The sequence below is a fragment of the Nitrosococcus halophilus Nc 4 genome (assembly GCF_000024725.1).
GTDB classification, from domain to species: domain Bacteria; phylum Pseudomonadota; class Gammaproteobacteria; order Nitrosococcales; family Nitrosococcaceae; genus Nitrosococcus; species Nitrosococcus halophilus.
Map to the genome: position 1 here is coordinate 757,277 of NC_013960.1, position 22,553 is coordinate 779,829.

The window sequence follows — 22,553 nt, forward strand, 5'->3', positions numbered from 1 at the left end:
TTTATGATATTACGCCTGGAGATGGCCTGTGGTTTACAGCATGACAGCGTTTGCGCGTCAAGAGGTACAAAGTGATGCGGGGACTTTTACTTGGGAGCTTCGCTCGGTTAACCACCGTTACTTGGATGTTTCGGTGCGTTTACCGGAGGAATTGCGTTTCATTGAATCTCAGGTCCGGACATTAGTCAGCAATCGGCTTAGGCGGGGAAAAGTCGATTGCGCCTTGCGTTATCTCTCTCCTTCAGCGGCGGCGATAAAGTTTTCCCTCGACGAGCAATTAACCCGCCAATTGGTCCACCTCTGTGAAGAGATCGATGCCCTCGCCCATCACCCGGCGCCCCTCGATAGCCTGGAAGTGCTGCGTTGGCCAGGAGTGCTGAAAAGCCCAGCGCTTGATGTGGAGCGGCTGAAAACCGAAGCCTTATCTGCCTTGGCGGGCGCTTTAGATGAGATGGTAGAGACCCGGGCCGCCGAGGGCGCCCGTTTAGTGGTATTCATGACCCAGCGCTGTGGCGAAATCGAGGCGATTGTGGAGCGGGTCCGCGCCCAATTGCCCCAAGCCATGACCCGTTTTCGAGAACGCTTGCACGCTCGATTGGAGACGGTTCAAGCAGAACTGGAGCCTGGGCGGTTGGAGCAAGAGTTGGTGCTTTTTGCCCAAAGAAGCGATATCACGGAAGAACTGGATCGGCTGCAAGCCCATATGGCTGAAGTCCGGCAAGTGTTTCAGCGGGAGGAACCCGTGGGCCGGCGTTTGGACTTTTTAATGCAGGAGCTGAATCGGGAGGCCAACACCTTGGCCGCCAAGTCCGTGGATGTGGCGATTAGCCAAGATGCAGTGGAGCTTAAGGTGCTCATCGAACAAGTCCGGGAGCAAGTTCAGAATATCGAGTGATGTTCTATAGTGCTCTTGTTTGTTCTTATAACCATTAACATTCAATGACTTAACATATTTTGACTGTCATCGTGTTCGTGTAAGTCCTGCCAAGTTTGGGTAGTAATGGGGAGTAATATCTCGCTATAGTTTTATAGATGAGATTGTACTCCCCAATTTTTTGAGGCAGGAGAATGGGAAAGCTATACGACAAAACCGTACGAAAACTGATCGAGTGGTCAAACGTGGCAAAAGTGAGAGCGGACAGCAGCGTTATTTATGCCAGAATGAAGCGTGCGCCCATCGCTCCTTTTAGTGAAGAATCGAGTGTGGAAGTCTCGTTAAAACATTTAATCAGTAGACGCTTTTTTGAACTTGAAACTCTGCTTAAGATCATTCATCCATGACGGCGGTATTACTCCATCGTGCTGCAAACGTCCTACCACTATACCTGGATGAATTCCGATCTCTTTTGCAAAATGACGCACGTCCGCTTTGCTAGTTAAGCTAGTCAATCTACCGCTATATTGAGATGGAATTAACCAGTCTCCAGCCCAACTATTCGCCTCATGTTCTTGCGGATCGTCAGTATGTGTTGCATTAGGGTCATCGAGAAAGACCGATTTCTTCTCTTCTTTACCCCCAGAATGCAGCAGGATATGCGCAGCCTCATGAAAAAAAGTAAACCAGAATTTATCGTTAGTTTTACCGTATAAGGAAAGCTGTATTAGAGGTCGTGTAGGCCCTAACCACCGAGCAACTCCACTTACATGGGCTCTTGATATAGCGGGTACTAGGACAAATGTTACACCTGCTTCCGAAAGCAGTTGTCTCATCTTTGGCTCAAAATCTTCAGGCGGGTCACATGTAAATGTGCGAATCACGCGTAAAGCCTTTTCGAAGCGAGCTTTATTGTACTTGGGCACGTCAACTTGTTCCGCTTGCTGCTCTCCCAGTCTTAGCCAAGACGAGATCGCGCCTACGTCACATTGTTCAGCTCGGCTTCTCCGAAATGCCATTTGCATACCGCCGTAGTGTGCTCTCCACTCATCTGGTGATGCAACGCCAAAAAACCGGAGGCACGACTCAACTACGCTTGGTTTATTCTTTCCGACCAAGCGCTGCTTCGTTATGGTGCCGTTGTCCATCAACTCTTTAACCGGTAAATCATCAAGCCAGGATACCCAGTTGGCATGTTTCTCGGCTGCTTCCAGTCGCGCTTTATGATTTTGATAATTAGCTTCGCGAGATAGCCAAAAATCAACTGTCCCACCGACTACGCGCTCCAGACGAAGTGCAGCATCAACGCTAAGTGGTACTTTGCCGTTGATAAGCCGACTGACGTGTTTTTCTGTGTATCCCAGACGTTGAGCAAGTTCAGCTTGTGTCCAGCCGCGCTCTTCAGATATATCAAGTATGGATTCGCCAGGCGGGGAGACCCAGTCTGGCGCAAATGCAGCACTCAACTCAGTCATGATAGTCCCCTATATATTCAATACAAACTATGGTCACTTGAGCCCAATCGATACCCCCATCATCCTTCATAGGGCAAGGCTCGTTGGCTGGGCTAAATACCAGACGCCAGCCTCCTGCCAGATCGAGAGCGAATTGTCCTTGTCGGTCCCCCTTGAGAGGGTGAGGGTTTCCAGCGACGAGCTCAGTTACTCGGCTGACAGCCTCAAGATCACTGAGTCGTGCTCGCAATTTGCGAGCACACTGCGTGCCGAGCTTCTTCTCGGCTATACGCCGCTGCTCGCATAGCTCTCTAACCTTTTTGTTTCCGAACAGGATTTCCAAGGTGTCCTTATTCTAGCATTCTTTACCTATTAGGTAAATTATTTTGATATTTTTGTCCAATTCAGTATGTACGCCATAAAATATGGCCCATGGGTAGTATTATTTTAATTGCTAGCAAAATAGACATCAAGATATTGATTTTAAATGTATTTTTGTTTTGTGAGAAGATCCAAAACATCGAATAATTTCCCTCCGCTTCCGTTTAGGGTTAAGGAAAGCAAAAACTTAACCCTTTTTTCCCTTAACACTTCAACCTTAACCCTTAAAACTTTCGATGAACCACGCATTCCATAACAAATTGGTGTCCTTTATTTGGTCCATTGCCGACGATTGCCTGCGCGATGTGTACGTTCGGGGCAAGTACCGGGATGTGATCCTGCCCATGGTGGTCTTGCGCCGCCTGGATGCCCTGCTTGAACCCACCAAGGCTGCCGTGCTGGAGGAAGTCCGGTTCCAGCGCAAGGAGATGAAACTGACCGAGCTGGAGGACAGCGCCTTGCAGGCGGCCTCGGGTTATGTGTTCTACAACGCCAGCAAATGGACCCTGAAACAGCTCTACCAAACCGCCACCAACAACCAGCAGATTTTGCTGGCCAATGTGGAAGAGTACCTCAGCGGCTACAGCGGCAACGTCAAGGAGATTATCGGCAAGTTCAATCTCAAGGCCCAGGTGCGCCATATGGCGGCCAAGGACGTGCTGCTGGATGTGCTGGAGAAGTTTACTTCCCCTTACATCAACCTCACCCACGAGGAAGCCCAAGACCCGGAGGGTAACCGCCTGCCCGCCCTCAGCAACCTGGGGATGGGCTATGTGTTCGAGGAGCTGATCCGCAGGTTCAACGAAGAGAACAACGAAGAGGCCGGCGAGCACTTCACCCCCCGCGAGGTGATTGAGCTGATGACCCACCTGGTCTTCGATCCGGTCAAGGACAAGCTGCCGCCGGTGATGACCATCTACGATCCGGCCTGCGGCAGCGGCGGCATGCTCACCGAGTCCCAAAACTTCATCAAGGATGAAGAGGGCGCCATCCGCGCCAGCGGCGATGTGTATCTCTACGGCAAGGAGATCAACGACGAGACCTACGCCATCTGCAAGTCGGACATGATGATCAAGGGCAACAACCCGGCCAACATCCGGGTGGGCTCCACTTTATCCACGGACGAATTCGCCGGCAACCGGTTCGACTTTATGCTCTCCAATCCCCCCTATGGCAAAAGCTGGGCCGGCGAACAGAAATATATCAAGGACGGCGGCGAGGTCATCGACCCCCGCTTCAAGGTGCAGCTCAAGGATTATTGGGGCCATGTGGAAACCGTCGATGCCGCCCCCCGTTCCAGCGACGGCCAACTGCTGTTCCTGATGGAGATGATCAGCAAGATGAAAGCCCCCCAGGCAGGAGGCCTGGGTTCCCGCATTGCCTCGGTCCACAACGGCTCCAGCCTGTTCACCGGCGACGCCGGCAGCGGCGAGAGCAACATCCGCCGCCATATCATCGAGAACGACCTGTTGGAAGCCATCATCCAGTTGCCCAACAACCTGTTCTACAACACCGGCATCACCACCTATATTTGGCTGCTCAGCAACCACAAGCCGGAGCACCGCCGGGGCAAGGCGCAGTTGATCGACGCCAGCCGGCTCTACCGCAAGTTGCGCAAGAACCTGGGCAACAAGAACTGCGAGTTCGCCCCGGAACATATCCGCGAAATCACTCAAACCTATCTGGAATTGGCCAGCATCGACCGCCCGGCGGGGGCCGAGGGCATCGCCGCCCAGGTGTTCGACAATCGCGATTTCGGCTACTACAAGGTCGCCATCGAACGCCCGGACCGGCGCAAGGCCCAATTCAGTACCGAACGCATTGAAACCCTGCGCTTCGACAAGGCCCTAGGAGAGCCCATGGCCTGGATCTATGGACAATGGGGGGACAGGGTTTATGAAAAAGGTACCCTGGCCGAGCACGAAAAGGCCATTCTCGCCTGGTGCGAAGAACAGGCGCTGAATCTCAACGCCAAGCAGCGCAAGAAACTGCTGAACCTGGAGACCTGGCGGAAGCACCATACCCTGGTTCAGATGGCCGAGCATTTGATGGCAGTCATCGGCACCGACGAGTTCAACGACTTTAACCGCTTCAAAACGCGAGTAGACAAGGCGCTGAAGGCCCTGGCCAAGGAAACCGGCGTCAAACTGGGCGTCAGCGATAAGAACCAGTTGCTCAACGCCGTTAGCAAGTATGACGAAAACGCCGAGAAAGTCATCAAGAAGGTGGAGAAGTTCAGCCAGGATCAACTACGGACTTTGCTGCAACGGCTGGGCTGCGAGGAAAGCGAGCTAGCCGATTTTGGCTACTATGCAACTGAAAAGCCCGACGAATACCTCACCTATGAAAGCAGTTCGGATCTGCGCGATAGCGAAACCATCCCCCTGAAGGACGATATTCACCAGTACTTCAAAGCCGAAGTTAAACCCCATGTGAGTGAAGCCTGGATCAATATGGATTCGGTGAAAATCGGTTACGAGATCAGCTTCAATAAATATTTTTACCGCCACCAGCCCCTGCGCAGTATGGAAGAGGTAGCCAGGGAGATTATCGCCCTGGAGCAGCAGGCCGAGGGGTTGATTGCCGATATTTTGGGCATTGATGTGGAAGAGGTTTCGGGGGTGGAGGGTGAGTGATTTCCGAATAACGATGCCTAGTTATGAGTCTTATAAAGACTCCGGCGTGGAGTGGCTGGGTGAAATTCCATCTCACTGGCAGGTTGTACCGCTAAAATATGCTTTGAGTTTAGCATCCGAAAAAGTGATAACACGCCAGTCCAATTTAAAATACATTGGCATGGAAAATGTTGAGTCCTTCACTGGCCGTTTCATTGAAACAGCATCAGAGGTTGAGGGGATGGCAAATAGGTTCTTGGCTGGCGATATTTTATTCGGAAAGCTGAGACCTTACCTATCCAAAGTGGCTCTAACTGAAGTGGAGGGGCTTTGCTCAACTGAATTTCTTGTTTATCGTGCGCGACAAGGAAGCTCTAAGTATTTCAGGTACTTGATGACTTCTTCATCGTTTATAGACTTAGTGAATGCGTCTACTTACGGCTCTAAGATGCCGCGGGCAAGCGCGGACTTTATAGGTATTCAACGTATACCTATCCCCACAAAACAAGAACAAACCGCCATCGCTGCTTTCCTCGACCGCAAAACCGCCCAGATCGAGCAAGCTGTCAACATCAAGGAACGGCAGATCACCCTGCTCAAAGAGCGCAAGCAGATCTTGATCCAGAACGCCGTCACCCGTGGCCTCAACTCGGATGCGCCCATGCGGGATTCCGGAGTGGAGTGGATTGGACATGTGCCGAAACATTGGAAGTTCGCCAAGCTTAAGCACCATATAGATATGCTTCCCGGATTTGCTTTTAAGAGTTCTTTATACTCTAGTAATTCTGAGGATATCAAACTTCTCAGGGGAGTTAATGTAAATCCTGGAAATACAGATTGGGGTGAAGTGGTTTATTGGCCAAAAAAGGAAGCAGCAGATTATTCCAAGTATAACTTAGCCAAAGGTGACTTGGTTATGGCTATGGATAGGCCTTGGATTTCTTCGGGTATACGTTTGTCTCTAATAGATGAAGAAGACTTGCCTTGTCTACTTCTCCAGAGAGTTGTCCGAATCAGGGGAAAATCTGGTGTATGCACAAAGTATGTGTCAAATACGCTGTCAAGTAACATCTTCCTTTCGTACTTTGAACCGATGCTAACTGGTATCAGTGTTCCTCATATTAGCACAGATCAAATTGGCAACTTTTCTTGTCCGGTCCCCCCCTATGATGAACAGCTTGAAATCCTAGATTACATCGAAACCGAATCCGCCAAACTGGACAAAGGCATCACTCTCCTCGAACAACAAATTACCAAACTCAAGGAATACAAAGCCACCCTCATCAACAGCGCCGTCACCGGCAAGATCAAGGTGCCCGGTGTGGGAGAACCGGCCCGCAGGGAAGAGAAGGTGGCTTGATAACAATTTATAAACGTTTCTGTGAATGCCAATATCAAGAGCCGAAATGAATCCAGAGTATAAGCTTCAACAGCTACTCAAAAGCTTTGGTGAAAACGAGGTGGTTGAATTTAAAGAAGCCAGACATTCATACGATTTCAAAAAACTCGGCAAGTATTTTTCGGCTCTCAGTAACGAAGCCAATTTAAAAGGGCTCAATAAGGCTTGGTTGCTCTTCGGGGTAAAGGATAGCAGGAAAGTGGTTGGAACTCGGTTCCGCATACAAATGAAAGACTTGCTGTCACTCAAAAAAGAAATTGCAGACAAGACAACCAACCGGTTGACGTTTGTCGACATTTACACGGTAGAGCATCCAATTGGTCGGGTGATTCTGTTTGAAATTCCTGCCGCACCGCAGGGTCTCCCCATCGCCTGGGAGGGCCACTATTACGGACGCGATGGGGAGTCATTGGGGCCGCTTAACCTTGAGGAGATTGAGCGAATCCGGGCTCAGAATCGAGCGTATGACTGGAGCGCCGAAATCTGTCACGGTGCAACCGTTAATGAACTGAACGAGGATGCCATTACCCTCGCCAGACGTGAGTACGCCACCAAACACCCCAAATTATCTGGAGAAATAGAAAGCTGGGACAATGCGACCTTCCTAAACAAAGCCAAGTTGACGATCAATGGGCAGGTTACTCGTACTGCGATTTTGCTTTTGGGTAAGCCAGAATCCTCGCACTGGCTGAATCCTGGCTCTGCAACAATTACCTGGATATTGAAAGACCGGGATGGACTGGAGCGTGATTACGAGCACTTCTCCTGTCCCTTATTGCTGAGTGTAGAGCAGGTATTCCACAAGATCCGCAATTTAAAATATCGCTATATGGCTGAGGGGACGCTATTTCCAGAAGAAGTTGATCAGTTCGACCCTTTTATTATCCGCGAAGCTCTGAATAATGCCATTGCCCATCAGGATTATGAATTGGGCGGGAAAATTTCGGTCGTGGAATTTGAAGATGGCCGTTTGTGTTTTAGTAACCCCGGCAGCTTTATTCCCGGTTCGGTAGAGCATGTGATTCACTCAGATGCGCCAGAGTCGCGTTACCGCAACCGTTTCCTGACCGATGCCATGGTCAACTTGAATATGATCGATACCATCGGCAGTGGTATTCGTAAGATGTTCGTTATCCAGAAGAAACGCTTTTTCCCGTTGCCGGAATACCTATTGGATAAGTGCAGGGTTCAGGTAACTATTACCGGGCGTGTGATTGATGTGAACTACGCACGCAAATTGGCTGAATTGCCAGACTTGACACTCGATGACATCATGTTGCTTGATCGCGTTCAAAAGCGTAAACCTCTAACGGATGAACAGGCAAAATATCTTAAACAGCAGGGGCTTATAGAGGGGCGCAAGCCGAATTTCCACATTTCCGCTCGTGTAGCCCGCCATAGCGACGAGAGAGCCCAGTATATCCGTAATCGTGGTTTCGACGATCAGCACTACAAACAGCTCATCTGCGAGTATATTGAGAGGTTTGGTACGGCAAAGCGAGCAGACATTAACCGTTTGCTGCTAGACAAACTCCCAGACGTTTTAGACGAAAAGCAGAAGAACCACAAGATTAAAAATCTGCTCCAGGCCTTGAAAAATGAGGGTTTAATCGAACCAAAAGGGAAGGACTGGCAAATGTCTAAATCCAATTCTTAGACATTTTTTAGATATTTTTAGACATTATACAGGATGTTAATCTAAAGGCGTCATTTGACTGAGCGCCTGTCTTGGAAATAAGAATTAAGAAGTCCGCCATGGTCAGCCAAACCAACGAACAGGCCCTAGAGGCTACCATAGAGAAATATCTGACCGGCACCTGTCTGGAAGAACAAAAAGCCATCAGGGAGGGGATAAGGGAGGTGCCCTTCAGCCCGAACCAGGGTTACAAGTTGGGGCAGGCTGCGGATTTCAATGCCCACTATGCGGTCGATACCCGACTTTTCTGGCAGTTTTTGGAGAGCGCCCAGGCCGAGGAACTGGACAAGCTCAAAAAGCACCACCCTGACTGGCGGAGCAAGATTCTGGAGCGGTTCGACCGGCTGGTGAAAAAGCACGGGCTGCTGCACCTGCTCAAGCGGGGCCTGAGCATTGATGACGCCCATTTCCATCTGATGTTTCCTCCGCCCCTGGCCAGCAGCTCGGATAAGGTCAAGGAGAACTTCAGCGCCAACCTCTTCAGCAGCACCCGTCAGGTGCGCTATTCCCTGACCCGTACGCTGGAAGAAATCGACCTGGTGCTGTTCATCAACGGCCTGCCCTTCGCCACCCTGGAGCTGAAAAACCCCTGGACGGGCCAGACCGCCCGCTACCACGGCCAGAGGCAATATCGCCTGGAGCGGGACATCACCCAGCCCTTGCTGCAATTCGGGCGCTGTCTGGTGCATATGGCGGTGGATACCGACGAAGTGTACATGACCACCAAGTTGGCCGGGAAAAGCACTTTCTTTCTGCCCTTCAATAAGGGGCATCACTTTGGCGCCGGCAATCCGCCCAATCCCGGCGGCCATAAAAGCGCCTATCTGTGGCGGGAGGTGTTCAGCAAGGAGAGCATCGCCAACATCATCCAGCATTTTGTGCGCCTCGACGGCGGCAGCAAAACCTCCCTGGCCAAGCGCACCCTGTTTTTTCCCCGCTATCACCAGTTGGATGTGGTCCGCAAGCTGGTGGCCCACGCCAGCGAACGGGGAGTGGGCCAGACTTACCTGATTCAGCACTCCGCCGGTTCCGGGAAATCCCACTCCATTACCTGGGCCGCCTACCAACTAATCGAGACCTACCCGGTCTCTGCCCATGTCCGGGGAGCCAAGGGGCTGGATGCGCCCCTGTTCGATTCGGTGATTGTGGTCACCGACCGGCGTCTGCTGGACAAGCAGCTGCGGGAGAACATCCGCGAGTTCTCGGAGGTGAAGAACATTATCGCCCCGGCCCTCCGCTCCTCAGACCTTAAACAGGCCCTGGAGCAGGGCAAGAAGATCATTATCACCACCCTCCAGAAATTCCCGTTTATCATTGATGGCATCGAGGACATGAGCGATAAGTGCTTCGCCGTCATCATCGATGAGGCCCACGGCTCCCAGGATGGCAGCGCCCACGGCAAGATGAATCAGGCCATGGGGCGGGATGCCGATGACGAAGACGATCAGAGCGACCCTCAGGATAAGGTTCTGAACGCCATGCGTTCGCGCAAGATGCGGGGCAATGCCTCCTACTTTGCGTTCACCGCCACCCCCAAGAACAGCACCCTGGAGAAATTCGGGCAGCAACAGCCCGACGGCAGCTTCAAGCCGTTCCATCTCTACTCCATGAAGCAGGCCATCGAGGAGGGCTTTATTCTCGATGTGCTGGCCAACTACACCACCTACAAAAGCTATTACGAGATCCAAAAATCCATCGAGGACAACCCCCTGTTCGATACCGCCAAGGCCCAGAAGAAGTTGCGGGCCTATGTGGAGCGCAATCCCCAGACCATCAACGCCAAGGCCGAGATCATTTTGGAGCACTTTATCCCCCAGGTGGTGAACGCCAAAAAGCTCAGGGGCAGGGCCAAGGGCATGGTGATTACCCAGAATATCGAAACCGCCATCCGCTATCACCAGGCGATTGGGTGCATCCTTCGGGACCGGGGCAACCCTTTCAAGGCGCTAGTGGCTTTCTCCGGCGCCAAAGAAGTAGACGGCATTGAATACACCGAGGCCGAGATGAATGGCTTTCCTGAAGCGGACACCCGAGATAAGTTCGATAAGGACGAGTACCGCCTGCTGGTGGTGGCCAACAAGTACCTCACCGGCTTCGATCAGCCCAAGTTGACCGCCATGTATGTGGATAAAAAACTGCAAGGGGTCCTGGCCGTGCAGGCCCTGTCCCGCCTCAACCGGGCGGCTCCCCAGTGGGGCAAGAAGACGGAAGACCTGTTCGTGCTGGATTTCTTCAACACGGTGGAGGACATCAAGGCCGCCTTTGATCCCTTCTACACCGCCACCAGCCTGTCACAGGCAACGGATGTCAATGTGCTGCACGAACTCAAGGATGCCCTGGGGGATGTGGGGGTCTACGAATGGCGCGAGGTGGAAGCGTTTGTCGGCTTGTACTTTGACAACGCCGATGCCCAGCAATTGAGCCCCCTGATGGATACCGCCGCGGCGCGTTTCAACCAGGAATTGGGCCTGGAGGACGAGGAAAAGGCGGACTTCAAAATCAAGGCCAAGCAATTCGTGAAGATTTATGGCCAGATGGCGTCCATTATGCCCTATGAAGTGGTTGCCTGGGAGAAGCTGTTCTGGTTTCTGAAGTTCCTGATTCCCAAGCTGGTGGTTAAAAGCAAGGATGCCGATGAAATCGATGCCCTGCTGGACTCCGTCGATCTGTCTTCCTATGGCCTGGAACGGGTCAAGCTGAATCAGGCCATTGGGCTGGATGAATCCGAGACGGAAGTTGACCCCACTAACCCCAATCCTCGGGGCGTTCACGGAGGTGGCGAAGAACAGGATCCTCTTGATGAGATTATCCAAAGCTTTAACGAACGCTGGTTCCAGGGTTGGGAGGCCACGCCGGAAGAACAGCGGGTGAAGTTCCTCAGTATCATCAAAAGCATCCAGGCCCACCCGGACTTTGAAGCCAAATACAAGCACAACCAGGACGCGGATAACCGCACCTTGGCCTTCGAGAAGATCTTCGAGGAAGTCATGCTCGAGCGCCGGAAAATGGATCTGGATTTGTACCGCTTGCTGGCTAGCGATCCGGCGTTCAAATCATCTCTGCAACAGAGCCTAAGGCATTTGCTGGAGTAGAAGGTCGATACTCGGTATTGGGATGCGGGATGGTAGAAAATAAAAAAGAATAAGATAATGGTGGGTTTTCAGTATTCCGCTAAAAATGATTCATGATGCCTGGTAGCCTATTCGTTGTCGCGGCCCCTTCTGGCGCTGGGAAAACCAGCCTAGTCAAAGCGTTGGTGGATTCCATGACGGGTGTTTGCCTTTCAGTCTCCCATACGACCCGTCCTCCCCGCCCAGGGGAGCGGGATGGGGTGGATTATTATTTCATTGATGACGCCGCCTTTGAGACCATGCAACAGGCGGGTGCCTTTTTGGAGCATGCCCAGGTGTTTGATCACCATTATGGTACGGCTCGGGAGAAGGTGGCTGGGCTTCTTGAGCAGGGTATGGATGTTATCCTGGAGATCGATTGGCAGGGGAGACGCCAAGTGCAAGCACGGTTTCCTGACTGTGTGAGCATCTTTATTCTGCCCCCTTCCCGGGAGACCCTAGAGCGTCGGCTGCGCCTGCGGGGACAAGATGGGGAAACCGTGATTGCCCGGCGGATGCGGGACGCCCGTACAGAGATTTCTCACTATAATGAATTTGACTACCTCGTGGTCAATGATGTTTTTGAGACGGCGCTTGAGGATCTGATGGCCATTATTCGAGGCCGGCGTTTGTTGCGTCTCCGGCAAGAGGAGCGGTTAACGCCCTTGCTAGGTGAGTTATTGTTGAGTCGTCGCCCAACTAATTCTCCAAGTTCGTCCTGAACTTTTCGAATGAGTTGGTTGGCTCAACCAGCCTCAGCCCTTCGGGGCTACGTTTGAAGTTGAAGCGAAAGCGACTCACCCTGGAGTGCATTTCTCAGCCCCAGGCGCTGAGGTCAAAGGCAATGAACTACGGAGCGACACAGGAGCGAATGCCGAGACTGAACGACCCTTCAAACATTGGCGAGAGAACCCTAACTTTTAGAGTAGCGAAAGCTAATGAATAGAGTTTTTGTATTAGACACTGATAAAACAGCGCTGATGCCGTGCAGGCCCTCAAGGGCTAGGCGGTTGTTGCGGGATGGGAAGGCTGGCGTTTATCGGATGCAGCCATTTACGATCATCCTGAAATATAGAGTTGATTCTAACCCGCAGCCGGTTGAGTTCAGGGTTGATCCGGGCAGCAAAACCACCGGATTGGCTTTAGTTGGGAATTTTCCTCAACAGGGGCGCGTCGTGCTGTGGGCCGCGAACCTGGAGCACAGAGGGCAATCTGTACGCGATAGGTTAGAGAAGCGGCGCAGTTTGCGCCGAGGTCGTAGAGGCAGAAAGACCCGCTATCGTGCGCCACGGTTTTTGAATAGAACAAGACCCGCCGGTTGGTTACCGCCTTCACTGCGATCACGGGTTGAGAATGTTTCGACATGGTTTAACCGTCTACTCGATAGAGCGCCCCTATCTGAATGCCACATTGAAACCGTACGCTTTGATATGCAGAAAATTCAAAACCCGGAAATCAGCGGCGTTGAATATCAGCAAGGCGAATTGATGGGGTATGAGGTACGCGAATACCTACTAGAGAAGTGGGGCAGGAAGTGCGCCTACTGTAGCAACAAGGATGTCCCTCTGGAAGTTGAACACATCGTCCCTAGATCTAGGGGTGGCAGTCACCGGGTATCTAATTTAACCTTGGTGTGCACGCCCTGCAACCAAAAGAAGAATAGTAAAACGGCGACAGAGTTTGGATATTCTCAGATCCAATCCAAAGCCAATCAGCCCCTAAAAGATGCCGCCGCGGTCAATGCTACCCGCTACGCTGTTGGTCGCGCTATTCAATCAGTGGGGTTGCCGACTTCTTTTTGGAGTGGCGGAAGGACTAAGAAAAACAGGATCAGTCAAAGCTACGGCAAAGACCATTGGATTGATGCCGCGTGCGTGGGTGAAATCGGTGAGCAGGTGACCCTCACCGAAGGCTACCGAGCACTTCAAATAAAGGCCACTGGACGCGGCACACGGCAAGTTGCGCGCACTGATAAGTACGGATTTCCACGCGGGAAGGCCGGAAGGTGCAAGCGAGTAAGAGGATTTCAAACGGGTGATCTGGTGAGGCTCATTCAGCCCAAAGGTAAGTATGGGGGCACACACACCGGAATACTGGCAGGCATCCGGGCTAACGGCGCCTTTGACATCAAGGCCAAGGCCCGGAAGATTTCGGCCAACTGGAAGCATTTCAAACTCATCCAAAGAGGTGATGGTTATGACTACGGGCTATCGGCTGTCTGAGCCAAACACGGCGACGACAGCAAGTCATGCTGACCCTCGCGCTCACCGCGTAGCAAGCTGCGCACTCTCGCTGGGGGGGCGTCGTGCGTCCATGCACTCCTTCAGGGTAGCCATCCCCCTCAGGAGGGCATCTGCTTCGGCGTTTCAAAGCATTATGATAATCTGGGAGTAAAAGCGTTTTTTGCTTGGTCTTAATTTACAGTAACGGAGGATAGAGGCGAGATTATGGCACGCCTGACGGTTGAAGATTGCATTGGGAATATTAATAACCGCTTCTTATTAGTCCTGGCCGCAGCGAAGCGAGCTCGGCAATTGGCCCTGGGTGCGGAACCCTCCTTGCCTTGGGATAATGATAAGCCCACGGTAATGGCCCTGCGCGAGATTGCAGAGGGTAACATTAGCGTTGGCGTGATGGATTCGGCGAGTGCCCGTGAGCATGCTGAAGAATCGGTGGTCAGTGAAGATGAAGTTCGGGAGGAGTCCTGAATACTCAACCCCAAACCGCCATTAAGCTCTCTCCTCGAGGGCTTATGCCCCGCGACCGGAAGGTTTTGCCGGGGAGTATCGATAGCCTCTGCACGGCCGTAGCGAGCTATCTTGAGCCGGAGTTTCAAAGCGAGATTCGGCGCGCTTACCATTTTGCTGCTGCTGCCCACGGAGAGCAAAAACGTCGCTCTGGTGAACCCTATATTACCCATCCCCTGGCGGTGGCGGCCATTATGGCGGAAATGTACATGGACCATCAGTGCATTATGGCCGCCTTGCTCCATGATGTCTTAGAAGATACGGGTGTTTCCAAGACTGAACTATCTCAATATTTTAGTGAGGAGGTCGCGGAGCTGGTGGATGGCGTGAGCAAGCTCGCCCAGATTAATGTCACTTCCCGGGAGCATGCCCAAGCGGAAAATTTGCGTAAGATGTTGCTGGCGATGACCCGGGATATCCGGGTCATTTTGCTCAAACTGGCGGATCGGCTGCACAATATGCGCACCTTGCGTTACGTTGCCCGGGAAAAACAGCGGCGTATCGCCCACGAAACCTTGGAGATCTATGCGCCTATTGCTAATCGCCTAGGCATGAATAACATCCGTAAGGAGTTACAAGGTTTAGGGTTTCAAGCCCTCTATCCCCTGCGTTACCGGGTTTTGGAAGCTGCGGTCAGGCGGGCCCGGGGTAACCGCAAAGAAATCGTCAGGGGCATTCAGGATGGTATCGCCCAGCGGCTCGCGCAAGAGGGCCTCGAAGGCATTGTTGAAGGGCGGGAGAAGAGCCTTTATAGCCTTTATGTCAAGATGCGGGACAAACACCGCTCCCTTTCCGAGGTGATGGATCTTTACGCCTTTCGAATTGTGGTGGATTCGGCGGATACGTGTTACCGGGCATTGGGAGTAGTTCACAACCTTTACAAGCCTGTTCCTGGTAAATTTAAGGATTATATCGCCATTCCCAAGGCCAATGGCTATCAGGCCCTACATACCGTTTTATTTGGTCCCTATGGGGTGCCGATTGAAGTCCAGATCCGGACTCATGATATGGACCGGGTGGCAGAGGCCGGGATTGCGGCTCACTGGTTATATAAATCCGGGAGCGGGCGAGTCAACGGGAGCGCTCAACGGCGTGCCCGGGAGTGGCTCAAAGGCTTGCTGGAGATACAGCAAGATGCCGGCGATTCCTTGGAGTTTCTGGAGAACGTCAAAGTCGATCTGTTTCCGGATGAGGTCTATGTCTTTACCCCCAAGGGCAAGATTATGATTTTAGCTCGGGGAGCCACGGCAGTGGATTTTGCCTATGCCGTCCACACAGATGTGGGCAATCATTGTGTGGCGGCCAAGATTGACCGGCGTCTGGCTCCGTTATCCACTCCCCTAGAGAATGGGCAAAACGTGGAAATCATCACTTCTCCCACGGCCCGGCCCAATCCCTCCTGGCTCAACTTCGTGGTGACAGGCAAAGCGCGAGCCAATATCCGCCACTATCTTAAAAACCTAAAGCGGGATGAGTCGATCCAGTTGGGGCGGCGTTTGCTAAACAAACACCTTCTGAGTTATTCCTTGACCTTGGATGATATTCCCCCGGGTCGCCTCCAGCTGCTCCTCAAGGATTTCGAGTTAGAAAGGGTTGATCAGCTCTTGGAGGCGATTGGACTTGGCAATCGTCCTGCCTTGCTGGTCGCCCGGCGCTTGGCGCCGGCGCTGGAAGAGAAAGAGGGAGAAAAAAAATCAGGAAGCGCTTCTACTCGCCGGCCCCTGAAGATTAAGGGGACTGAGGGCATGGTGGTGACTTTTGCCAAATGTTGCCGCCCCATCCCCGGTGATCCTATCCGTGGTTTTGTCACTGCGGGGCGGGGAGTCGTCATTCATACCGGGCGGTGTAAAAATCTGGCGGAATTCCGGGAGCGTCCCGAGCGCTGGACAGAGGTGGAATGGGCCGATGAGGTGCAGGCCGAACTTCCAGTGGAAGTGCGGGTGGATGTGGAAAATCGCCGTGGGGTGCTGGCCACGGTGGCCGCCGCCATCTCTGATACGGATACCAACATTGATAATGTCAGTGTCAATGATCGGGACGGCGCTATCTGTAGCATCCTGTTTACCCTCGAAGTCCGGAATCGTTATCAACTGGCGCGTCTGATGCGGCGTATCCGAGCCCTCGATATGGTGCTGCGCATTGTTCGCAGCAAGCATTAAATAAGCAATAACACTTGAAGGAGCCATCATGCCCCGCGAAGTGATCCAAACCGATAACGCCCCCCTTGCCATTGGCACCTATTCCCAGGCTGTAAAAGTAGGGGATGTAGTCTACCTTTCTGGACAAATACCCCTTGAACCCAAGACCATGGAGCTGGTGGAGGGGGATATGGAGGCTCAAATTCGGCAAGTGTTTGAGAACCTCAAGGTGGTCGCCGAGGCGGCGGGGGGTAGCCTAGCCCAGGTCGTGAAGTTAAATATTTATCTTACCGACTTGACCCATTTCCCCCTTGTCAACGCCACTATGACCGATTATTTTCAGCCTCCCTATCCCGCCCGCGCGGTTATTGGGGTGGCGGCTCTCCCCCGGGAAGTGGCGGTGGAAATGGATGCCATTGTCCATCTTGGCGACTGAGAAACCCTCGCTTACTCAGGAACAGGGTGACCCAAACCCGCTCACCTTGAGCACTCCGGTAACCGCGCTCAAGGGCGTGGGGCCCAACTTGGCTAGGCGGCTTGCAAGATTGGGCCTTTCCAAGGTCCAGGACTTGCTCTTTCACCTCCCCCAGCGCTACCAGGATCGAACCCAATTGGTGCCCATAGGGGCCTTGCAGATAGGCAGGGAAGCCTTGATTGAGGGCGAAATTCAGCTGAGCGAGATCCGCCAGGGTCGCCGCCGTTCTCTGGTTTGCGCCGTCAGTGATGGCACTGGGGAGATTTTCCTGCGTTTTTTCCATTTCTCAACCTGGCAGCAAAATTCCTTGACGCCAGCAATCCGGTTACGTTGTTTTGGTGAAGTACGACAGGGCGCCGGACGGCTGGAAATGGTTCATCCTGAATATCGTCGTCTCCTGGGGGAGGAGGCGGAGGCAATCGAGGTCCACCTTACCCCCATTTACCCCACCACGGAAGGGTTGCGCCAACCCCTCCTCAGGGATCTGATCCAAGGGGTGCTCAAGGATCTTGGCGAGGAGGGAATCATCGATCACCTGCCGCCGACATTCCTAGAAGGGATCGGTTTGCCGACTTTGAGTCAAGCGATTGTCTATCTTCACCAGCCGCCACCGGATGCCCCCTTAGATGTGTTGGCTGAGGGGAAGCACCCTGTCCAGCAACGCCTGGCCTTTGAAGAATTGCTGGCGCACCATTTGAGCCTGCGGCAATTGCGCTTACGGGCCACCCAACTGCAGGCACCGTCGCTAGCCAGTGAAGGGCAATTGCAAAAACGTTTTTTGGCGGCGCTTTCCTTTCCCTTAACGGCGGCCCAGGAGCGAGTCGTCCAAGAAATCCTGGAGGATATGGCCCGGGACTCGCCCATGCAGCGCCTGCTTCAGGGGGACGTGGGCTCCGGCAAGACGGTGGTGGCCGCCTTGGCGATTTTACAGGCGGTTGAGGCCGGTCACCAGGCGGCGTTGATGGCGCCTACCGAGCTGCTGGCGGAACAGCATCTACGGGTTTTACAACGTTGGTTTTCCCCTTTTGAGATCAATGTGGAATGGCTAGCCGCTAAAGGGGCCGCAAAGGGACGGCGGGAAAGTTTGAATCGGCTCAAAAGCGGGGAAGCGCAGGTGGCGGTGGGAACCCATGCCCTGTTTCAGGAAGGGGTCAATTTTCATCATCTGGGGTTGGTGGTGGTCGATGAACAACACCGTTTTGGCGTTGAGCAGCGGCTAGCACTCCGGGAAAAAGGCCGCCATGGCGCCTATTGTCCCCATCAGTTGATTATGACCGCCACGCCCATCCCGCGAACCCTAGCCATGACGGCCTATGCCGATCTGGACACCTCGGTGATTGACCAATTACCGCCTGGGCGTATCCCCGTCGCCACAGCAGCCGTCTCCCATCGCCGCCGAACCGAAGTGGTGGTCAAAGTGCGCCGGGCCTGCCAGGCAGGGAGACAGGCCTATTGGGTGTGTACGCTGATTGAAGAATCCGACAGCTTGCAGGCTCAGGCGGCGGAGAAGACCGCAGCGGAGCTGGCCGAAGTATTGCCTGAATTGCGCATTGGGCTCATCCACGGACGGATGAAGCCCCCGGACAAGGAAAGCACCATGGCCGCTTTCAAGTCCGGGGCGATTCATCTCCTGGTCGCCACCACGGTTATTGAAGTGGGGGTTGATGTCCCCAATGCTAGCCTGATGATTATTGAGAATGCCGAGCGTCTGGGGCTTTCCCAGTTGCATCAGTTGCGGGGCCGGGTCGGTCGCGGCGCGGCGGATAGTTATTGTGTCCTGTTGTACCATGGACCATTGTCCGAATTGAGCCGGGCCCGGTTGGCTTGTTTGCGGGCCACTAACGATGGCTTTGAGATCGCACGCCGTGACCTTGAGCTTCGAGGTCCGGGTGAGGTCTTGGGAACTCGCCAAACGGGCCTGCCCCAGTACCGGGTCGCTGATCTTCTGCGGGACCAGGATCTGTTAGCGCGGGTGGGGCGAGTGGCAGATCGCTTCCAACGGCAATATCCTGCCCAAGCGGAAGCTTTAATTCGCCGCTGGCTAGGGGAAGAAAGCCATTACGGGGAAGTGTAAACGAGCAGCTTTGGAGCCAAAGGTTTCTCGCCAACAACTATCATCCAGTGTTTTTAATGATTTTCTATGACAAAACAAAAACTTGAGATATACGCTAAATTGATGCGGTTGGATCGTCCAGTGGGTATCTTTTTATTGTTATGGCCAACCCTCTGGGCACTCTGGATTGCCAGTGGGGGTCAGCCTGATGCCAAGGTATTGGGGGTGTTTGTCCTGGGCGTTGTGATCATGCGCTCTGCTGGATGTGTGATCAACGATTTTGCCGATCGTGATTTCGATCCCCATGTCAGACGCACCCTTAACCGCCCCCTGGCCACGGGTCGAGTCCATCCTCGAGAGGCGCTGATCCTATTTGTTGGGCTGTGTCTAGTGGCCTTTGGGTTAGTGTTGTTACTGGATCCCTTGACCATCGGGCTCTCTTTTGCCGGCGCTTTTCTGGCTGCGACCTATCCTTTCATGAAGCGTTACACCCATTGGCCCCAGATTTACTTGGGCGCTGCTTTTGGTTGGGCGGTGCCCATGGCTTTTGCCGCCCAGACGGGAACGGTGCCAGGGGCGGCATGGCTGCTATTTGTGGTTACGGTGCTCTGGGCGACCGTGTATGATACTTTCTATGCCATGGTGGATCGAGAAGATGATTTGCTCATCGGCGTCAAATCCACGGCCGTCTTGTTTGGCAACGAAGATCGCTTGATTACGGCCCTCCTGCAAGGGATGTTGTTGCTGATCCTATTCTGGGTGGGATACCGGGAAGGGTTAGGCGGGTATTATTACTCCGGGTTGTTAGTGGCGGCAGGGTTTGCTGGCTACCAGCAATATCTAATCCGGGATCGGGAACCGGCGCAATGTTTTCGGGCCTTCCTCAATAATAACGCCTTTGGGGCCACCATATTTGTGGGGATTGCCCTCCATTACTTGGCGGCGTAGCGGTTGTCTGACTCTATAAACATAAGAGCGTTTGGGAGTTTTGCGGTGACCAAGAGGCTTTTGTTGCTGTTGCTGGCATTTCTCCTGGTTGCCCCCTCAGAGGCGGCCGTGTTTCGTTGGGTCGATGGGGAAGGCCATACCCACTATAGCGACCGTCCCCAGCCGGGTGCCCAGGAGATAAAACTCAAGCTCCAGGCCCCTTATTACTACGTCCAGCGGGTATATGATGGGGATACCCTTCTGCTCAAGGAAGGGTTGCGAGTCCGGTTGTTAGGGATTAACGCCCCCGAGATCGAGGGCCGTTATCGGCCGGAGGAGGCGGGAGGGCGTTCGGCGCGGGATTGGCTGCGGCAACATATCGAAGACCAAAAGGTACAGCTCCAATTCGATAAAGAGCGGCACGATCACTATGATCGACTGCTAGCCCACGTCTTTACCGTGGAGGGAGAGCACCTGAATCTCCGCCTGGTGGAGGAAGGATTGGCGGTGGTTAACCTTATTCCTCCCAATCTCAAGTACAGCAATTCATTGGTTCAGGCCCAGGAGGGCGCCGAAGCGGCTAAGCGGGGGCTTTGGAAGATGCCCGACTATGTACCCCGGCCGATCCTGGAGATCCCCGAGGGCAACTATCGGCGGGGTTGGCAGCGCTATCAAGGGGTTCCCGTGGCGATTCGTCCAGGACGCAAATATGTGCGCCTGACCTTTGGCCCCCAGGTGGCGGTACGCATTCCCCAGGAGCAATTGGGCCTTTTTGGGGAGCTTGAACGTTATTTGGGGAAGCAGCTTGAGGTTCGAGGGTGGGTATCCCGCCGCCGGAGCAATTATTCGATTCTGGTTCGCCACCCCAGTGGGCTCAAACCGCTTTAAAAGGGCAGGGCTCGGGCACAGGTCCAAACCTCAACGATTTGTACGCCGCCTCGGCGCAAGACTTTAGTGAGTTCCCCCACGGTATGCCCGGTAGTGAAGACATCATCCATAATCGCCACATGACGGGCGGTTAGAGGCCCCTGAAGGGCAAAGACGCCGCGTATATTGCGTTTACGTTCCTGACGGGGCAGTTCTGATTGGCTGGTGGTGTTCCGCTTTCGGTATATCCCCTGATAGTGAATGGGGATTTGCAGCCGGGCGGCAATGGGTTGCGCCAGTTCCAGGGCCTGGTTGAACCCCCGTTCCCGCAATCGAGTAGGGTGCAAGGGGACGGGAATGATACACTCTGGCAGGGGATGAGCCCGATGTTCCAGGTGCTCGGCGGTCAATGCGCCTAGCAACTGGGCGAGATGTAATTTGCCATGAAATTTTAGCTGCAGGATCAAATGATCGAGGGGGGGCGCATAACGGAAGGCGCTTAGGGTCCGGTCTTGGGGAGGGGCTTGTTGTTGACAGGCACCGCAGATTCCGGGAATGGAGAGGGGGCGTGCGCAGCACAAGCAAGCACTGCCGAGAGGCGGTAAATCAGCCCGGCAGCGGCTACAAAGGTCTAGTCCAGTAGCGCCCGGCGCTCCGCATAAAGCGCATAATGGAGGGTATAACCTCTGCCAAAAGGTTTCCAGCCAAATTGAGGCTCGGTTGACAGTCACGGCTTCTCCATAAAGAATCCGGCAGCAGCTTGATGAGTATAATGAGTAATTATGACCTGTTTTCTTCCTTCAACTGAAATATGTGATGGCCTGCGCCATGATTGGTCCACAGAAGAGGTGAGAGCATTGCTTGAACAGCCCTTTGTGGATCTCATCCATCAGGCCCAGACGGTCCATCGTCGGCACTTTGATCCTAATCAAGTCCAGGTGAGCACCCTGCTGAGCATTAAAACAGGGGGATGTCCCGAGGACTGCGCCTATTGTCCCCAAAGTGCCCGCTACAGCACTCCGGTGAAAGCCGAACCCCTATTGCCTCTGGATGAGGTCTTGGCGACAGCGCGGAATGCCAAGGCGCGGGGAGCTAGTCGCTTTTGCATGGGGGCGGCTTGGCGTAGCCTCAAAGACCGTGAATTGGAGCCTGTGGCGGAGATGATTGTAGCGGTGAAGGCATTGGGGCTGGAGACCTGCGTGACCCTGGGCATGTTAGGCCCCGGCCAAGCGGAACGGCTCAAGGCCGCCGGATTGGACTATTACAATCATAACTTGGACACTTCGCCAGAGTTTTACGGGGAAATCATTTCCACTCGCACCTACCAGGATCGATTGGATACCTTGGCCCGAGTGCGGGAAGCGGGCATTCATGTTTGTAGTGGTGGTATTGTGGGGATGGGGGAGGACCGTGACCATCGGGCGGGACTGCTAGCCAATTTGGCTAACTTGCCACGCCATCCGGAAAGCGTTCCGATTAATATGTTGGTCCAGGTCGAGGGAACCCCCTTGGCTGGAGCCCCTGCGCTGGACCCTTTTGAGTTTGTGCGCACCGTGGCTTGCGCTCGGCTCTTGATGCCCGGTTCTTTTGTGCGTCTCTCGGCGGGCAGGGAAGCAATGAGCGATGAATTGCAGGCTTTATGTTTTCTCGCCGGGGCGAATTCCATTTTCTATGGTGAAAAATTGCTCACCACCCCCAATCCAACCACGGATCATGATCAGCAATTGTTTGAGCGCTTGGGGCTTAAGTGTCTGCCCTCCGAGGAGCAGACCCCCGCCGTCTCCAATGCAGACAAGATGCCTTCTGCCTCTGCTTGA

At 53.6% G+C, this 22,553-nt stretch carries 17 protein-coding genes; 14 read left to right on the forward strand and 3 right to left on the reverse strand.

Annotation, left to right across the window (positions count from 1 at the left end; translation table 11 throughout):
* The first annotated feature begins 40 nt into the window (after positions 1-40).
* The gene (locus NHAL_RS03665; protein ID WP_157862477.1) at positions 41-895 is read left to right on the forward strand and encodes a YicC/YloC family endoribonuclease; all 855 of its coding nucleotides are present in this window, start codon (positions 41-43) and stop codon (positions 893-895) included.
* A gap of 329 nt (positions 896-1,224) precedes the next feature.
* Here the strand turns inward: NHAL_RS03665 and NHAL_RS03670 are convergent, their stop codons facing one another.
* Entirely contained in the window at positions 1,225-2,349 is a 1,125-nt protein-coding gene (locus NHAL_RS03670; RefSeq protein WP_013031823.1) for a helix-turn-helix domain-containing protein, read from the reverse strand.
* On the reverse strand, positions 2,342-2,671 hold the full coding sequence (locus NHAL_RS03675) for a type II toxin-antitoxin system RelE/ParE family toxin (protein WP_013031824.1): 330 nt from the start codon (positions 2,669-2,671) through the stop codon (positions 2,342-2,344). Before NHAL_RS03675 ends, NHAL_RS03670 begins: the two co-directional genes overlap by 8 nt.
* A 274-nt stretch (positions 2,672-2,945) precedes the next feature.
* Here NHAL_RS03675 and NHAL_RS03680 point away from each other — a divergent pair, with 274 nt between their 5' ends.
* The 12 genes from NHAL_RS03680 (at position 2,946) to NHAL_RS03735 (ending at position 20,757) form a co-directional block, all read left to right on the forward strand.
* Positions 2,946-5,345: a type I restriction-modification system subunit M gene (locus NHAL_RS03680; RefSeq protein WP_013031825.1), complete on the forward strand. Its 2,400-nt coding sequence runs from the start codon at positions 2,946-2,948 to the stop codon at positions 5,343-5,345.
* Positions 5,338-6,684: a restriction endonuclease subunit S gene (locus NHAL_RS03685; RefSeq protein WP_162010816.1), complete on the forward strand. Its 1,347-nt coding sequence runs from the start codon at positions 5,338-5,340 to the stop codon at positions 6,682-6,684. The genes NHAL_RS03680 and NHAL_RS03685 overlap by 8 nt, the downstream gene beginning before the upstream one ends.
* Before the next feature lie 46 nt (positions 6,685-6,730).
* Complete coding sequence (locus tag NHAL_RS03690) at positions 6,731-8,380, forward strand: RNA-binding domain-containing protein (RefSeq protein ID WP_013031827.1); 1,650 nt, start codon at positions 6,731-6,733, stop codon at positions 8,378-8,380.
* A 71-nt stretch (positions 8,381-8,451) separates the two neighbouring features.
* Positions 8,452-11,511, forward strand: coding sequence for a type I restriction endonuclease subunit R (locus tag NHAL_RS03695; RefSeq protein WP_238985431.1), 3,060 nt, complete (start codon positions 8,452-8,454; stop codon positions 11,509-11,511).
* Between the two features lie 95 nt (positions 11,512-11,606).
* Positions 11,607-12,251 (forward strand): guanylate kinase, encoded by a 645-nt coding sequence (gene gmk, locus NHAL_RS03700; RefSeq protein ID WP_083761435.1) that lies wholly within the window; start codon positions 11,607-11,609, stop codon positions 12,249-12,251.
* A 216-nt stretch (positions 12,252-12,467) separates the two neighbouring features.
* Positions 12,468-13,751: an RNA-guided endonuclease IscB gene (gene iscB / locus NHAL_RS03705; protein ID WP_013031830.1), complete on the forward strand. Its 1,284-nt coding sequence runs from the start codon at positions 12,468-12,470 to the stop codon at positions 13,749-13,751.
* 225 nt (positions 13,752-13,976) lie between these two features.
* Complete coding sequence (gene rpoZ / locus NHAL_RS03710) at positions 13,977-14,237, forward strand: DNA-directed RNA polymerase subunit omega (protein ID WP_013031831.1); 261 nt, start codon at positions 13,977-13,979, stop codon at positions 14,235-14,237.
* A 44-nt stretch (positions 14,238-14,281) separates the two neighbouring features.
* Complete coding sequence (gene spoT / locus NHAL_RS03715; RefSeq protein WP_013031832.1) at positions 14,282-16,435, forward strand: bifunctional GTP diphosphokinase/guanosine-3',5'-bis pyrophosphate 3'-pyrophosphohydrolase; 2,154 nt, start codon at positions 14,282-14,284, stop codon at positions 16,433-16,435.
* A 28-nt stretch (positions 16,436-16,463) separates the two neighbouring features.
* Positions 16,464-16,850, forward strand: coding sequence for a RidA family protein (locus tag NHAL_RS03720; RefSeq protein ID WP_013031833.1), 387 nt, complete (start codon positions 16,464-16,466; stop codon positions 16,848-16,850).
* A complete protein-coding gene (recG, locus tag NHAL_RS03725) occupies positions 16,825-18,963 on the forward strand; it encodes an ATP-dependent DNA helicase RecG (RefSeq protein ID WP_013031834.1) in 2,139 nt (712 codons plus the stop codon). Before NHAL_RS03720 ends, recG begins: the two co-directional genes overlap by 26 nt.
* A 66-nt stretch (positions 18,964-19,029) precedes the next feature.
* Positions 19,030-19,890, forward strand: a complete 861-nt coding sequence (gene ubiA, locus NHAL_RS03730) for a 4-hydroxybenzoate octaprenyltransferase (RefSeq protein ID WP_013031835.1) — start codon at positions 19,030-19,032, stop codon at positions 19,888-19,890.
* A gap of 45 nt (positions 19,891-19,935) precedes the next feature.
* Entirely contained in the window at positions 19,936-20,757 is an 822-nt protein-coding gene (locus NHAL_RS03735) for a thermonuclease family protein (RefSeq protein ID WP_013031836.1), read from the forward strand.
* Here the strand turns inward: NHAL_RS03735 and NHAL_RS03740 are convergent.
* A complete protein-coding gene (locus tag NHAL_RS03740; RefSeq protein WP_013031837.1) occupies positions 20,754-21,467 on the reverse strand; it encodes a ComF family protein in 714 nt (237 codons plus the stop codon). The two genes, NHAL_RS03735 and NHAL_RS03740, sit on opposite strands and share 4 nt — an antisense overlap.
* A gap of 51 nt (positions 21,468-21,518) precedes the next feature.
* On the opposite strand from NHAL_RS03740, the gene bioB reads away from it, so the two are divergent.
* Positions 21,519-22,553, forward strand: coding sequence for a biotin synthase BioB (gene bioB / locus NHAL_RS03745; RefSeq protein WP_013031838.1), 1,035 nt, complete (start codon positions 21,519-21,521; stop codon positions 22,551-22,553).

Excerpts from the sequence above, each read along its gene's own strand:
- gmk (WP_083761435.1), top strand. The coding sequence starts at position 11,607 with ATGCCTGGTAGCCTATTCGTTGTCGCGGCCCCTTCTGGCGCTGGGAAA.
- NHAL_RS03680 (WP_013031825.1), top strand. The coding sequence starts at position 2,946 with ATGAACCACGCATTCCATAACAAATTGGTGTCCTTTATTTGGTCCATT.
- ubiA (WP_013031835.1), top strand. The coding sequence starts at position 19,030 with ATGACAAAACAAAAACTTGAGATATACGCTAAATTGATGCGGTTGGAT.
- NHAL_RS03690 (WP_013031827.1), top strand. The coding sequence starts at position 6,731 with ATGAATCCAGAGTATAAGCTTCAACAGCTACTCAAAAGCTTTGGTGAA.
- NHAL_RS03665 (WP_157862477.1), top strand. The coding sequence starts at position 41 with ATGACAGCGTTTGCGCGTCAAGAGGTACAAAGTGATGCGGGGACTTTT.
- NHAL_RS03670 (WP_013031823.1), bottom strand. The coding sequence starts at position 2,349 with ATGACTGAGTTGAGTGCTGCATTTGCGCCAGACTGGGTCTCCCCGCCT.
- spoT (WP_013031832.1), top strand. The coding sequence starts at position 14,282 with ATGCCCCGCGACCGGAAGGTTTTGCCGGGGAGTATCGATAGCCTCTGC.
- rpoZ (WP_013031831.1), top strand. The coding sequence starts at position 13,977 with ATGGCACGCCTGACGGTTGAAGATTGCATTGGGAATATTAATAACCGC.
- iscB (WP_013031830.1), top strand. The coding sequence starts at position 12,468 with ATGAATAGAGTTTTTGTATTAGACACTGATAAAACAGCGCTGATGCCG.
- NHAL_RS03720 (WP_013031833.1), top strand. The coding sequence starts at position 16,464 with ATGCCCCGCGAAGTGATCCAAACCGATAACGCCCCCCTTGCCATTGGC.
- bioB (WP_013031838.1), top strand. The coding sequence starts at position 21,519 with ATGACCTGTTTTCTTCCTTCAACTGAAATATGTGATGGCCTGCGCCAT.
- recG (WP_013031834.1), top strand. The coding sequence starts at position 16,825 with ATGCCATTGTCCATCTTGGCGACTGAGAAACCCTCGCTTACTCAGGAA.